The sequence below is a fragment of the Pseudoalteromonas sp. MMG033 genome (assembly GCF_057197785.1).
Genome location: NZ_CM170070.1, coordinates 2,753,346 through 2,766,485 on the forward strand (window position 1 = coordinate 2,753,346; position 13,140 = coordinate 2,766,485).

A 13,140-nucleotide genomic window follows, 5' to 3' on the forward strand; every position below is an offset into this window, starting at 1 on the left:
GACTAAAAGTGATAGACATAAAAGGCATTTTGCCCGTCTTTCGCTGTCGAATCGAGATGAAATTGGCACTTCTCAAGTGCACGAACAGAGCCTTTATTATGCGGGTCTACTCCAGCATACACCGTTTTGATGGCACAGGTATCTGATAAATACGCCATTAGCCCAGACAAAAGCTCGCTGCCAAAGCCCTGTCCCCAAGCTTGTTCATCGACCAAATACCCGATGTGTGCTGTGTCACCAGAGCGGTGGACTAAGGTTAACCCAATTGGCAGAGTGCGGTCTTTGAGTGCGGTTTCTTTGCTCATCGCTATGAATATGTCTGCTTCTTTGAGCTTGTCGCTGAGCCATTGCACTGCGTGCTCATCTAGCGGCGGTGATTGCCACTCTTTAGGTAAAAATGCAGTGACAGCAGGGGTGAGTATGCGCGTAATTTGCTGAGCATGATTTGGTTTTGATAATAAAGATTGGCAATGATATACACTGAGTCTTTGCGTAGTGAATAAAGAGGACATCTGTTGAGCTCCCCAAAAGCGGCAGCATCAGTGCCGCAAGCTTGGTTTATTAATAAAGGTTAGTTACTTTCTGACTCTAATGCACTTATTGTTGAGATTGCTTAAACGCCATCATTTTTTGGTGACCAGTGAGTGCAGGACCTGCGAGGGCTTTTAATAGTAGGCTGCCTATGTAAATGAAGAGGGCGGTTACCAATGCATCCAAAAACCAGGCTATAGGCAGTGCTGTTACCCCTAAAAATTCAGGCATATTTTGCAGCGCGGGTAAGGTTGCTTGTTGAGTGAGTGCATGCAGCGCTAAGGCGACCCAAAAACCAAAACAGTATGGGCAATGCCATGCTTCATAAAGGTAAGCAAGTGGTTTAGGGAGTTTATCGACGAGCGTGTTAAACCACGTTCCCCAATCAGGTAGCTTTTCCCAGATCAGAATATGTAATGTCAGTCCCATCAAAGCAATGGAAAAGTTTATTGTCATTGGAGAATCAACCATAATATACCTCTAAATATGCGTGTTTTAATATGGGAGCTATTCTAGAGCTAAATGTATTGGACGATAATTGATAGAATTTAGTAAAAATCGGCTTTTTTTAAGCTTTTTAGAAAATGGGGTAACAGTATGCATGCATTGGCCGCTGGCGAGGCGTTTTTTGAAACGCTAACAGAGCAAAAACATGACTCACATGCGGAATGCGTACTGACTTTTATCGTATCTGGTGAAATGACCATTGCCCATCGCCTGCCTTATCACGTTAAGCCTGGCTCATTTAATATTGTGCCGCCGGGAGTTCCTCATACGCTGTTAACAGGTGAAAATCTGCAGGTTTTATGGCTGAGTTTTTGTCCTGATTGCTTGGGTTTAGCCGACAGTGATTTACTGGCGCCTTTTGAGTTGGTCAAAAAAGGCGTGTTGCCTGTGAAAGCGGCGAGCTTGGACCGGCATGCCTTCATTACAACTTTATTTTACGAGTTGATTGCGGCTCAACGACAAAAATTGAGCCTTGAAGTGCAGCGCAGCTTTGTTGTCTTGTTGTTGAGTGAACTCAGTCTGGCTGTCTCGTGTGGCGCAAATTCGCCTCAGTATAACGAGAAAGTTGAAAGGGCGCTCGCGTTCATACAAACCAACTATTTGCGATCTATTGGACTCAATGAAGTAAGTGAGGCGGTTCATGTGACGCCTCCTTATCTTGCTCAACTGTTTAAACAAGAAACGGGGCATACGGTTGGTCAATGGATCACACAAAAGCGCTTATCGCAGGCGTGTACTCACCTGCTGCATACTTCGCAGCCTATCAGTCAATTAGCAGAAACACTTGGGTGGAGTGATACCACCCATTTTATTCGCCAATTTAAAAAATATATTGGCCAAACGCCTGCGGCATGGCGAAAAAGTCAAAAGCACTAGTGTGCCAATTTATGGGTATTTAAGCCTTCAGTGCTTTTAAGCTGCGATTAACCAGTTGATCTGCTTGTCGTGTCGTTTCAGGCAAGCGGTATTTGGGCGTGAGCTTTTCAATCCATTGCACAGCCGTTTCAATACTTATTTTATGCCCCACCGAGACAAAAACTGGTTTGATATCTTTTTGCGTGCGCAGCACCTTGCCGATAAGAGTCTCATCATGCATTAAATCAGACATGCTGCCCTTACATGAATCCGGTGTTTCATACTCACCGACCAGCTTGGTTTTACCACACCCTATAGTGGGAATATCTAAAAGTACACCTAGGTGGCTTGCCATACCAAAACGCTTAGGGTGTGCGACGCCTTGCCCATCGCAGACAATTAAATCTGGCATTATCGAAAGTTTTTTTATGGCATTGATTAACGGGGGGATTTCACGAAAAGAAAATAACCCTGGAATATAAGGAAAGCTGATGGTCTCTACCACACTACATGACTCGATGACTTGCAGTGTTTTTGCGTCTAATAGTACCACTGCGCCAACCACTTGGTTATTTTCTTCATCATAGGCAACATCCACGCCTGCGATTGTATCAATCTCATTGAATTGATCAGTCATAATGACGGTATTGGCTAAAGATGCTTGAATGTGCAATGCGTCTTCTTGTGTTGTGGGTGCGTTGTATTGGATCATGCTGATGATTTATGTTGGTATTGATGTTGTGATTATCATGGGGCGTAAAATATGATTATCAATAGTTTATGTGACTTTTTTGATCTATGAATGGATAAAAGAACCTCTGTATCGTGAATAACAGAGGCTCTTTGAGTTCTAGTAATTTATCGACGTTCTAAAGTCATATCTGAAGCCAACTGACAAAGAGTCAAAATCTTGGTCGTTCGTATACGACTTGGTGAGGTATTCAAGGTGTACGCGCAGCGGTGGCGTTGGCATCCATTCTAAAGTGACGTTGTAACCATCGTAGCTCTGATTGGCTGGGTCGTTATCGCTGTAGCCGTCGTCAAAATCGAAAAAGCCCGCTTTTAGCTTATAAAATTTTGTCAGTTTATAAGCAAAGGAGAGATCAAGTGTTGAGCCATCTCTATCTGCGATGTTGTTTCTTTCATATGTTTTATCTTGATAGGCAACTGCAGCGTAAAAGCGGTCTGTAAAATCATAGGCTAATGAGCCTGCCCAGATAGAGTTTTCCCCTTGTCTGACTTGCTGGTCGTAGACATCATTCATTTGGTAGGTGATTGCGGCATGTAATCCATCTTTGTCATAGCTGACACCAGCATTGAATAAGTCTGCATAGTTTTCGTTATTTGCTCCGTCATACTGTGCGACAGCTACGAAAGTAATAGGACCACTATCAAGGCGGTAACTCAACAAGTTGTCAACGAAAAATAAGCTTTCGTTATCATAGGCGTAAGGGCTGTTAGCATGATTAAAAATATCGACGTACTCGGCAATAAACAAGTACTGCGCTGGTCGCTGTTTACCAATACCAAAGCGCCCAACCGGTGTTACTAGGGCGGTGTAGGCACGACGAGAGCGGCCAAACTCACCTGTATTTTGAATGTCGATACTCCACTCACCATGCAGTTCTGCGGCCCAGTCATCGTTGAATCTGTGGGTGGCTTTAATTCCTGCGTGGGATAATGCGTCACGCACATCGTATGTATCTTCCCCTTTGTCTTCGATGCGTCCATAGGTTGGGCGCATGGTCGCATAGACATTGACTTTATGCGTCACAGGTTTTTCTGCCACTTTAGGTGCAGGCTTTGGTGCTGCTTTGGCAGTGGCGGTGTGTTGTCTGGTGTCTGCTGGTTTTTCGGGTTCTGGGTGCTGCGCTGTAAATCGTCGTTTGAGTTCCGCAAGCTGGGCTTCAAGTGCCTTTATGTCATCCATGGTGACGGGACGGTTATCATTTGCAATTACCGGAGATGCAAATGACGTTGATAGCAAAAGAGCAAATAAAGAACGGCTCGCTGTTTTCATAGTCTTTAAACCAATTAGTTGCGATAAAGCGAATTATAGACAACACTTTGCGATGTTGACTGATTTTTTTTCTGGCGAGTAACTATGAAGATTAGAACCAAGTTTTCAGTCGCTTCTGCGCTGGTGGTGTTTATCATCATTATTGTATTCAGCGGCTCTACTTACTGGTTTATCAATGATTCAATGAAGCAAAAAACGGCTGCGTATGTAGGAGACACTACTCAGCTGCTGGCGATTAGCATTAATAACTGGCTGTCGAAAAAAGCCTCACAAGTACATTTAGTGAAAACACAGTTAGATGTTGATTTTAGTGTCGAAAATTTTCAGCAAGCGTTAAACACGCCTTACTTTAGCACCTCATTTTTGCTGGCGTTTGGTACTGTGGATACGGAAACTGGGCTCAGGTCGAACAATCCAAATCGTCAGAATCCACCTGGCGTGGACTTCCGCCAGCGCCCTTGGTATTCATTGGCAAAACAAAAAGGCAAAACGGTATTTACCAGCCCTTATGTGGATGCCGCAACGGGTGAACTATTACTTTCGGTCGTGTCCCCAATTAATTATCAAGGCCAGTTTAAAGGGGTGATCGGTGGAGACCTGAGCCTGACGACCATTGCAAATAGTATCAATGCGGTTGATTTTGACGAAACTGGATTTGCATTCTTAGTGGATAAGCAAGGTGAAATCATTTCGCATCAGCAAAAAGATTTAAACGGTAAGACATTACGTGACATCTCGCCCAACTTGTCGTTGGCTCAGTCAAAAACAGTGCTTGAGGTAGAAGTGGGTGGTGAAGATAAAATCATGTATTACTACCCACTGGATGACCAATATGGTAATGCATGGTACTTGGCTGTAATGCTTGATAAAGACAAAGTCTATCAAGTGCTCAACAAGATGACATTGAATACGATTGTTGTGGCAATCATTGCCGTTGTGTTAGGGTCATTAACAATCAGAACGCTCGCTATACACCTTTTAAAACCATTAAAAGAGTTAGAAGCTGCCATTACCAATATCGCGTCGGGTAGTGGTGATTTGACTCAGCGTTTAACCATTCAAAATGATGATGAGTGCGGCAAGGTGGCGCAGCAGTTTAATATATTTTTAGGGTCACTCCATCAGCTCGTTTCACAAGTAAAACATGGAACAGACATGGTGGTGTCGAGCAGTCAAGCAGCCCGAGAATTGGCAACGCAATCAAGCTCGCGTTTGCAAGAGCAGGTTGGGCTCGTGGAAAGTTTGGCAACTGCCATGCATGAAATGAGTACAACCTCCGGCGAGATAGCGGGCAGTGCGCAAAATGCAGCCAGCTCTATTACAACAGTGAACGACAAAACTCGAGATGGACAGCAAGTATTTTTAGAAACGAAAAAAGAGATTTCAGCGTTATCTGAGGAGATAAATGAGTCTCATGCGATGAGTACGCAACTTGCTGAATACAGCCATAGTATCGAAAACATTCTATCGGTCATAAATGGGATTGCTGAGCAAACAAACTTACTGGCGCTTAACGCCGCGATTGAAGCGGCAAGAGCTGGTGAGCAGGGCAGAGGGTTTGCAGTTGTGGCCGACGAAGTACGCTCGCTTGCCACCAAAACGCAAGAGTCGACAACCGAAATTAAAAGCATGATTGAACAAATACAGGTATCGTCGAATCAGGTGCAAAATGCCATGGGGGCAAGTCGAGATAAAACTTTGTTATGTGTTGAGCAAACAGAGCATGCGACGCAAATGCTGAATGAAATTTCTGAGTCAGTAAAAGACATCATGGATCGCAATATTCAAATTGCGACTGCGATTGAAGAGCAAAGTGTTGTCATTGAAGAGATAAATAAAAACACTGCGAATATCAATGATATTAGCGTTGAAGTTGATAATTTCTCTAGTCAGCAATATGAAGCGAGCCAAGAGCTGGCTGAGCAATCACATGAGCAAGAGGTACTCCTGTCTAAATTTACTTTATAGTGTGGTGAGATGTTTTCAGCTGAAGCAAAAGCACGTATGATTTTGCTCAGTTGAAATAGTCAGTGATTGTAGGAGCAAATCATGGCCATATGGGTAGATGCAGACGCGTGCCCTGTTGTAATTCGAGAAATTTTGTTTCGCGCAGCGGTGCGCACTCAGGTGACGGTCACTTTGGTGGCAAATCAATATTTGAAAACGCCACCGTCTCCTTACATTTGCAAGCTGCAGGTGAGTGCGGGTTTTGACGTTGCAGACAACGAAATCGTAAAGCGTATGAACGTAGGTGACTTGGTGATCACCAGTGATATCCCTCTCGCGGCAGAAGTCATAGAAAAGGGCGGGCTTGCGCTAAGCACTCGAGGTGAAATGTATACTACTGAAAATATTCGTGCGCGTTTAAATATACGTGACTTTATGGATACGATGAGAAGTAGTGGTGTCCAAACCGGTGGGCCGCCGCCTTTGAGTCAAGGTGAGAAACAGCAATTCGCAAATTGTCTAGACCGGTGGCTGCAGCAACACAAAACACAGTAAAATTCGTTTTATAGCCTGCTGATGATGCAGGCTTACTTTTCTTATTCACCTGTCCTCTTTAATACCCATACTTGTATTGACCTTCGGTGCACTTTTTGTAAAGTAAGATGTCCAATCAATAAAGGGCACATAGTCTATCGAAGGAGAGTAATATGATAAGAGAGATGACACAGCAAGACTTTGTGGCATTTTGGCCTGTGTTTAAAGAGATTATATTACAGCAAGAAACCTATGCATATCATCCGAATATGTCACAAGAAGAAGCTTACCAAATTTGGTGTGCACAGCCATTAAAAGCATTTGCGTATGTTGAAAATGAACAAGTATTAGGGACTTATTATATTAAGGCCAATGCAATGGGCCCCAGTGATCATATTTGCAACTGTGGTTATATGGTTTCACCGAAAGCGCGTGGTAAGGGGTTAGCAAGAAAATTATGTGAGCACTCACAGGTACAAGCTTTGGCACTTGGGTTTAAGGCAATGCAATTTAACTCAGTTGTTTCGAGCAATGAAATTGCGGTTTCGCTTTGGAAAAAGTTGGGGTATGAGATCATTGGTACTATTCCGAACGCTTACCGTCACCCTCAATTGGGGCTTATTGATAGTTATATTATGTATAAGTGGTTGGAGAAAAAATAGAAGGAGTAAACCTTGAACAAGGAATTAGTGTTTTATTATTTAGCAGATAAACCTGAATACCTACCGACAGTCGCTCGTTGGTATTACGCACAGTGGTGTGAGCAAAGTGGTCGCTACACATTAGCGCAGATCACCGAAAAACTACACAATTCATTAAATCGAAACGCGTTACCAAAAATTGTTATCGCGATGATGGGCAGTCAGTTGGTTGCGGCTGCGGAGCTAAAAATTCGAGAAATGGATGACTACCCACAATATGAACATTGGGTTGGCGGAGTGTATGTGGACGCACAAATGAGAGGCATGCAGATTGGTAAAAGGCTGATGTCTTATGTGGTGTCGCAAGCGAAATTAGCGCAGATAAATACGCTCTACTTGCAAACAGAGCAATTAGATGGCGGTTTATATTGTCAATTGGGCTTTGAACCAATGTTTGAGACATATTCAAAGGGCTACCATGTGCTTGTGATGAAAAAATCACTGAGTTTGCCGGTATGATAACGGGTGTAAATCATATTACTTTGTCAGTATCAGATCTTATTTTATCGATTGAATTCTATCGTTTGCTCGGCGCTAAAGCCCATGTACGTTGGGAAAATGGTGCCTATTTATCACTGGGCGATTTGTGGCTATGTTTGTCTTTGTGTGACAAACCGCATAGCCCATTAAGTACTCAAGGTGACTATACCCATATTGCTTTGAACGTAGATCAAGTTGAGCTAACGAACTTCCGTCATAAAATGTCAGAGCTTAATATAAAGACTTGGCAAGAGAATCGCAGCGAAGGTGAGTCGCTTTATATTCTTGACCCAGATGGGCATAAGTTGGAATTGCATGTAGGGTCATTGCAAAGTCGTCTCGATAGTTTAAAAGCTAAGCCATATCAAGGGCTCGTGTGGTACAACGAACTTTGAACAACTTCGCTTAACAGTTATTATTGTCCGATTAATCACAACTAAAATAGATAATGTTATTACATAACAATGATTTAGGTTTGTTTTTTTAGTCTTGGCTTGATTGACTTTAATTCGACCAATGATTATATTGACGGCTCATTTATCATGATAAGGTGCTAGATTTGAATTGTCGGATATTGGTTTATTGGGTGCTCGTGACCGTGATTGCATTGCAGTCGGTCTCTTTTGTGGCATCTCTATCCGATGTACATTTAGTTGATGTAAAGCACCTTCAGTCTACACATTCTCATCAATATGATCTGCAAGTGACCAATACAGTAGAGCTCGATGAGCATGGTCATGCCATTCAGGATTGCCATCACTGTGGTCATTGCTCTGGCAGTCATACCTCTTGGCTTAGCCGACACTGGCAAGAGGATGCCACAATCATGACTTCACTGGTTGTGGTGAATACACCTGATACACGTATCCGCAGAAGGGCGGAATCAAAATACAAACCTCCAATCTATTCTTAAATCCCTTTTTTTTACTCATTCGCTTTAAATTTAGAGCGTGTTTAGTGAGCCATTAATTAGGCGTTTGTTCATAGCACATGTTTGCTGAGTATTGTGACATGTGTACAAGTGACAAACATAGTTTTAACGCAAACAGCATGTTGCGTTATGCCTCACATCAGTATGCATACCTGTTTGGTAGGTAGCGAACTGGTGCGTGGCTTTTATCATCCAATACCAGAGTGAATTGAGCGTATTGGAGGATAGATGGAGGTTTAAATTATGAACTTTTTAAATACAAGATATGTATTAATCGTGGTAATTCTTAGCGGATTTTTTAGTTTTTCTGCGTGCGCATTAACGACAGGTCATGATCATGACCATCAAGAGGATGAGCATTCTCATCACGTCGATGTAAACCGAGATAAAGATGACACTCATCAACATACAAATGAATATGCGGTACTCAATGAAGCACAGCGTCGTATCGTGGGTATTGAAATTGCTGAAGTCAAAAAAACAAACTATCAATTAACTCAATCTGCGTCAGCTGAAGTGAAAGCAAACGGCTATACCAGTTATATAGTCTCTCCTAGAACTGATTCTGTTGTTGTAAATCGCCATGTCACATTGGGAGATAAAGTATCACAAGGTCAAAAATTGGTGACTTTGTTTAGTCAAGAGGTGGCTAGCGCGCAAGCTGAATATCGGTTGGCGAGAAGTGAGTGGTTGAGAATGGCGAAATTGACAGGAACCGCTGTTAGTGAAAGTGAAAAGCTAGCAGGAAAAACCCGCTTTGATGCAGCCTATGGTCAGCTTATTGCTCTGGGGTTAAGTGATTCTGCGATTAACAGCTTACATAGTTTAGCGAATGAGACCTTGGGTGAATACACCTTGATTGCGCAGCAAGTTGGGGTGGTGCTCGATGACGACTTTTCGCAAGGGCAACGAGTTGAAGCAGGGTATGCGCTGATGATGCTAGCGGATGAAAGTACACTGTGGGTGGAGGCTAAGTTACCCGTTCAGGCTGATATAGAGCCACACAATATAGACCAAGCTGAAGTGGTGTTTAAAGACAGAAAGTACGCTGCCGAGGTGATCCAGCAAACTCATACAATCGACCCCATTACTCGTACCAAGGTGATCCGATTATCAGTAGATAACAAAGGTGATGTGTTACATGCAGGTATGTTTGTTGAGGTGCAGTTAACAATGCACTCAGCAGCTCAAGCTATGCTGGTGCCAGAGTCTGCAGTGGTCAGAGACCAAGCACAAAATTGGGTTGTGTTTGTGGAACAGAGCGATGGTGCATTGAAACCTGTTCAGATACGTTTAGGTGCTCAAGTTGGAAAACACCGGGTGATTTATGGTTTAGATAGCCCCAGTCGATTAGCGGTTAGAGGTGCATTTTTTATTGCCTCAGAGCTAGCTAAAAATAACTTTGACCCGCATAACCACTGATGGGAGATCGAATATGTTAAATTATATGATTTCATGGTCAGTGAATAACCGCTATTTGATACTCGTTGGTGTACTCGCGTTGATGCTTGCAAGCATTACTGTGACACAAAAGTTATCTCTCGATGCTTTTCCTGATGTAACAAATACTCAGGTAGTTATAAATACGGAAGCGCCCGGGCTAGGTGCAGATGAAGTTGAACAGTTGATCACTTACCCGATTGAAGCTGTGATGTATGCTTTACCGGATGTTGCTCAAGTACGTTCTACATCAAAAACGGGGCTGTCAGGCGTCACTGTTGCTTTTAAAGAAGGGGTTGATATTTATTTTGCTAGACAGCTTGTTTTTGAACGGTTGCAACAGGCTAAAGCGCAGATCCCCATTGGTATCGGCATACCAGAGATAGGCCCAAACACCTCAGGACTTGGCCAAATATTTCAATATTTAATCGTATCGGAGCCTGACTCTGGTTACGACACTATGGCACTAAGAAGTTTAAATGACTGGTTGGTAAAAATGATACTTATGCCAGTTGATGGCGTTACCGATGTATTGTCATTTGGCGGTGAGGTAAAGCAGTACCAAGTGAACCTTAACCCGCAAAAATTACTTTCCTACGAACTTAGACAGTCAGATATTCAATCCGCGTTGGAAAAAAACAATGTGAACGCTGGTGGCTGGTATATGGAGAGAGGGCAAGAGCAGTTAGTGATCCGAGGGGCTGGTTGGTTTGCCAGTGGTGAGAAAGGGCTAAAGCAAATTAGTAAAGTCCCAGTTAAAGTCATTGAGGGCACAACGATACATGTCGGCGACGTTGCAGATGTTCAGATCGGCGCCGAAATTCGACAAGGTGCGGTGACGATGACTCGGCGAAATAACCTTGGGGAAGTAGAGGTGATGGGGGAGGTTGTGTCTGGGATTGTACTCAAACGCACAGGTGCCAATAGTAAAGCAACCATTGATGCTATCTATGAAAGATTAGCGCGTTTAGAGCAAGCCTTACCGAAAGGCGTAAAAATTATGCCATTTTACGATCAGAGTGACTTAGTAGATAAGGCGGTGGAAACGGTTGCTAGCGCATTGGGTCTTGCATTTATATTTATCAGTCTTGTCCTGACGTTATTTTTATTAAATTTAAGAGCGGCGCTATTAGTGCTGATATCCATTCCGTTGTCTATAGGTATGGCGCTAATGACAATGACGTGGCTTGGGATCTCGGCTAATTTGATGTCATTGGGAGGGTTAGCCATTGCCATTGGTATGTTAGTAGATGGCTCGGTAGTAATGGTTGAAAATATCGTTCGAAAGCTTCAAGAGCAAGGTGATGATATGAAAAATAACCAGAACAGTGTGTTATCCATCGTATCTTTTGCAGCTAAAGAAGTGACACATTCTATTTTCTTTGCTTCATTAATTATTTTACTCGTATTTATGCCATTGTTTAGTTTCGAGGGTGTTGAAGCCAAGATGTTCGAACCTATGGCCATTAGCATCATGTTAGCGGTGGCTTTTGCTGTTATCGTTGCCTTGATCTTTGTGCCAGCGCTTGCCTGTATCGCTTATCGAAGTGGCATATCCATTCGACCCAATAAAACTGCGGCTCAATTAGAGGCGATGTATCGAGCGTGTTTGGTAAAAGTGATGGATAAGCGCAGGGCTTTGGTTGTGGCTGTAATTAGCTTGATATGCATAAGCGCTTTTTTAACGACTAAATTAGGTACTGAATTTGCGCCAGAGTTAGAAGAAGGCACGATTAATTTACGTGTTACGCTTGCGTCATCGGCCAGTTTAGAAACCGCACTCGAGGTTGCGCCAAAACTTGAAGCATATTTACTAGAGATACCTGAAGTAACTTATGCACTTAGTCGAATTGGCCGAGCGGAAATTGGCGGGGACCCAGAACCGGTTAATAATATAGAAATTTATATTGGGCTTAAACCAATTAATCAGTGGCAAAGTGCATCCAATCGCACTGAACTTCAAGCACTCATGAAGCATAAGCTTGCGGTGTTTCCAGGCATACAACTTAACTTCTCTCAGCCAATAGCAACACGGGTTGATGAGCTGCTATCGGGTGTCAAAGCGCAATTGGCAATTAAATTAATGGGGCCGGATTTAGATGTATTGGCGCAAAAGGGAACGGAAGTGGAGGCCGTTATTCGACAAATCGAGGGGGCTGTAGATGTCGCGATGGAACAAGTTAATGGTGAGGCGCAGCTTTTAATCACTCCGGATCGTCAGGCGCTAGCGAGATTTAATTTGACAGTGTCAGATATTATGTCAGTGGTTAATGAAGGTGTAGGAGGTCAATATGTGGGCCAAATTGTCAATGGAAATGAACGATACGACATATATCTGCGCTTAGACAAAATATTTCGTAACAACCCCAAAGCAATATCAAATTTAATATTGGTTGCGCCGAGTGGAGAGTGGGTGCGGCTTGGTGATGTCGCTCACGTGGCAATAACGACAGGCACACCACAAATTAGGCGAGACGATGTGCAAAGACGTGTCGTTATCGAGGCGAATATAGAGGGCCGAGATATGGGCAGTGTTGTCTCTGATATTTATGAGCAAGTAGCAGAGCAAGTCGTACTTCCTGCTGGTTACTCAGTCATGATTGGAGGACAGTTTGAGCGTCAGCAGCGTGCTCAACAGAAGTTAATGATGATAGTACCTTTATCTTTGATATTAATTAGCTTAATGCTGTTTTGCATCTTTCGTTCAGTCAGGCAGGCTCTATTGATATTGCTCACCATCCCACTCGCCATTGTAGGTGGGGTGTGCGCGCTCTATTTTTCTGGTCTCTATCTATCAGTTGCTAGTTCCGTGGGATTTATTACCTTGTTTGGTGTAGCTATTTTAAATGGGGTTGTGATGGTAGAGAGCATTAATAAACAAGAACGTGATAAAGATATTTATAGTGCGGTGCTAAGTGGTGCAAGTGTGCGTATACGTCCAGTGTTAATGACTGCTATTACCTCAGCATTAGGCCTTATACCTATGCTGTTATCACATGGTGTGGGAGCTGAGCTACAAAAGCCAATTGCAGCAGTTGTCATTGGAGGTTTGGTGAGCTCAACACTCTTAACGCTTATTATCATTCCAATTTTTTACCCAACTTTTTCACGGCAAAAGTGGTTGAGTAATAGTGAAACATCATAATTGATGATTAAATATGAAGCTCACTATGTGAGCTTTATATTTTAAAGGG

13 protein-coding genes are annotated in these 13,140 nt (G+C 43.1%); 9 read left to right on the forward strand and 4 right to left on the reverse strand.

Going from position 1 to position 13,140, the window contains the following annotated elements; all coding sequences use genetic code 11:
- Positions 1-2: 2 nt before the first annotated feature.
- Positions 3-512 carry a GNAT family N-acetyltransferase gene (locus AC2CZC_RS12045; protein WP_484581962.1) on the reverse strand — a complete coding sequence of 170 codons (510 nt, stop codon included), beginning with the start codon at positions 510-512 and terminating at the stop codon, positions 3-5.
- 85 nt (positions 513-597) lie between these two features.
- Entirely contained in the window at positions 598-1,002 is a 405-nt protein-coding gene (locus tag AC2CZC_RS12050; protein WP_484581963.1) for a hypothetical protein, read from the reverse strand.
- A gap of 126 nt (positions 1,003-1,128) precedes the next feature.
- On the opposite strand from AC2CZC_RS12050, the gene AC2CZC_RS12055 reads away from it, so the two are divergent.
- Complete coding sequence (locus AC2CZC_RS12055) at positions 1,129-1,914, forward strand: helix-turn-helix transcriptional regulator (protein WP_484581964.1); 786 nt, start codon at positions 1,129-1,131, stop codon at positions 1,912-1,914.
- Positions 1,915-1,933: 19 nt separating this feature from the next.
- Here AC2CZC_RS12055 and nfi read toward each other — a convergent pair whose 3' ends face one another.
- Positions 1,934-2,605 (reverse strand): deoxyribonuclease V, encoded by a 672-nt coding sequence (nfi, locus tag AC2CZC_RS12060; RefSeq protein ID WP_484581965.1) that lies wholly within the window; start codon positions 2,603-2,605, stop codon positions 1,934-1,936.
- A gap of 138 nt (positions 2,606-2,743) precedes the next feature.
- Positions 2,744-3,913: a porin gene (locus AC2CZC_RS12065; protein WP_484581966.1), complete on the reverse strand. Its 1,170-nt coding sequence runs from the start codon at positions 3,911-3,913 to the stop codon at positions 2,744-2,746.
- A gap of 84 nt (positions 3,914-3,997) precedes the next feature.
- Here AC2CZC_RS12065 and AC2CZC_RS12070 point away from each other — a divergent pair, with 84 nt between their 5' ends.
- The 8 genes from AC2CZC_RS12070 (at position 3,998) to AC2CZC_RS12105 (ending at position 13,091) form a co-directional block, all read left to right on the forward strand.
- Complete coding sequence (locus tag AC2CZC_RS12070; protein WP_484581967.1) at positions 3,998-5,881, forward strand: methyl-accepting chemotaxis protein; 1,884 nt, start codon at positions 3,998-4,000, stop codon at positions 5,879-5,881.
- Between the two features lie 81 nt (positions 5,882-5,962).
- Complete coding sequence (locus AC2CZC_RS12075) at positions 5,963-6,415, forward strand: YaiI/YqxD family protein (protein WP_484581968.1); 453 nt, start codon at positions 5,963-5,965, stop codon at positions 6,413-6,415.
- Between the two features lie 152 nt (positions 6,416-6,567).
- A complete protein-coding gene (locus AC2CZC_RS12080; protein ID WP_484581969.1) occupies positions 6,568-7,056 on the forward strand; it encodes a GNAT family N-acetyltransferase in 489 nt (162 codons plus the stop codon).
- A gap of 12 nt (positions 7,057-7,068) precedes the next feature.
- Positions 7,069-7,554, forward strand: coding sequence for a GNAT family N-acetyltransferase (locus AC2CZC_RS12085; RefSeq protein WP_484581970.1), 486 nt, complete (start codon positions 7,069-7,071; stop codon positions 7,552-7,554).
- Positions 7,551-7,970, forward strand: coding sequence for a fosfomycin resistance glutathione transferase (fos, locus tag AC2CZC_RS12090; RefSeq protein WP_484581971.1), 420 nt, complete (start codon positions 7,551-7,553; stop codon positions 7,968-7,970). Before AC2CZC_RS12085 ends, fos begins: the two co-directional genes overlap by 4 nt.
- A gap of 164 nt (positions 7,971-8,134) precedes the next feature.
- Positions 8,135-8,488 (forward strand): hypothetical protein, encoded by a 354-nt coding sequence (locus AC2CZC_RS12095; protein ID WP_484581972.1) that lies wholly within the window; start codon positions 8,135-8,137, stop codon positions 8,486-8,488.
- 261 nt (positions 8,489-8,749) lie between these two features.
- Positions 8,750-9,928, forward strand: a complete 1,179-nt coding sequence (locus AC2CZC_RS12100; RefSeq protein WP_484581973.1) for an efflux RND transporter periplasmic adaptor subunit — start codon at positions 8,750-8,752, stop codon at positions 9,926-9,928.
- Between the two features lie 13 nt (positions 9,929-9,941).
- On the forward strand, positions 9,942-13,091 hold the full coding sequence (locus AC2CZC_RS12105) for an efflux RND transporter permease subunit (RefSeq protein WP_484581974.1): 3,150 nt from the start codon (positions 9,942-9,944) through the stop codon (positions 13,089-13,091).
- Positions 13,092-13,140 lie beyond the last annotated feature (49 nt).

Excerpts from the sequence above, each read along its gene's own strand:
- AC2CZC_RS12045 (WP_484581962.1), bottom strand. The coding sequence starts at position 512 with ATGTCCTCTTTATTCACTACGCAAAGACTCAGTGTATATCATTGCCAA.
- AC2CZC_RS12050 (WP_484581963.1), bottom strand. The coding sequence starts at position 1,002 with ATGGTTGATTCTCCAATGACAATAAACTTTTCCATTGCTTTGATGGGA.
- AC2CZC_RS12055 (WP_484581964.1), top strand. The coding sequence starts at position 1,129 with ATGCATGCATTGGCCGCTGGCGAGGCGTTTTTTGAAACGCTAACAGAG.
- nfi (WP_484581965.1), bottom strand. The coding sequence starts at position 2,605 with ATGATCCAATACAACGCACCCACAACACAAGAAGACGCATTGCACATT.
- AC2CZC_RS12065 (WP_484581966.1), bottom strand. The coding sequence starts at position 3,913 with ATGAAAACAGCGAGCCGTTCTTTATTTGCTCTTTTGCTATCAACGTCA.
- AC2CZC_RS12070 (WP_484581967.1), top strand. The coding sequence starts at position 3,998 with ATGAAGATTAGAACCAAGTTTTCAGTCGCTTCTGCGCTGGTGGTGTTT.
- AC2CZC_RS12075 (WP_484581968.1), top strand. The coding sequence starts at position 5,963 with ATGGCCATATGGGTAGATGCAGACGCGTGCCCTGTTGTAATTCGAGAA.
- AC2CZC_RS12080 (WP_484581969.1), top strand. The coding sequence starts at position 6,568 with ATGATAAGAGAGATGACACAGCAAGACTTTGTGGCATTTTGGCCTGTG.
- fos (WP_484581971.1), top strand. The coding sequence starts at position 7,551 with ATGATAACGGGTGTAAATCATATTACTTTGTCAGTATCAGATCTTATT.
- AC2CZC_RS12100 (WP_484581973.1), top strand. The coding sequence starts at position 8,750 with ATGAACTTTTTAAATACAAGATATGTATTAATCGTGGTAATTCTTAGC.
- AC2CZC_RS12105 (WP_484581974.1), top strand. The coding sequence starts at position 9,942 with ATGTTAAATTATATGATTTCATGGTCAGTGAATAACCGCTATTTGATA.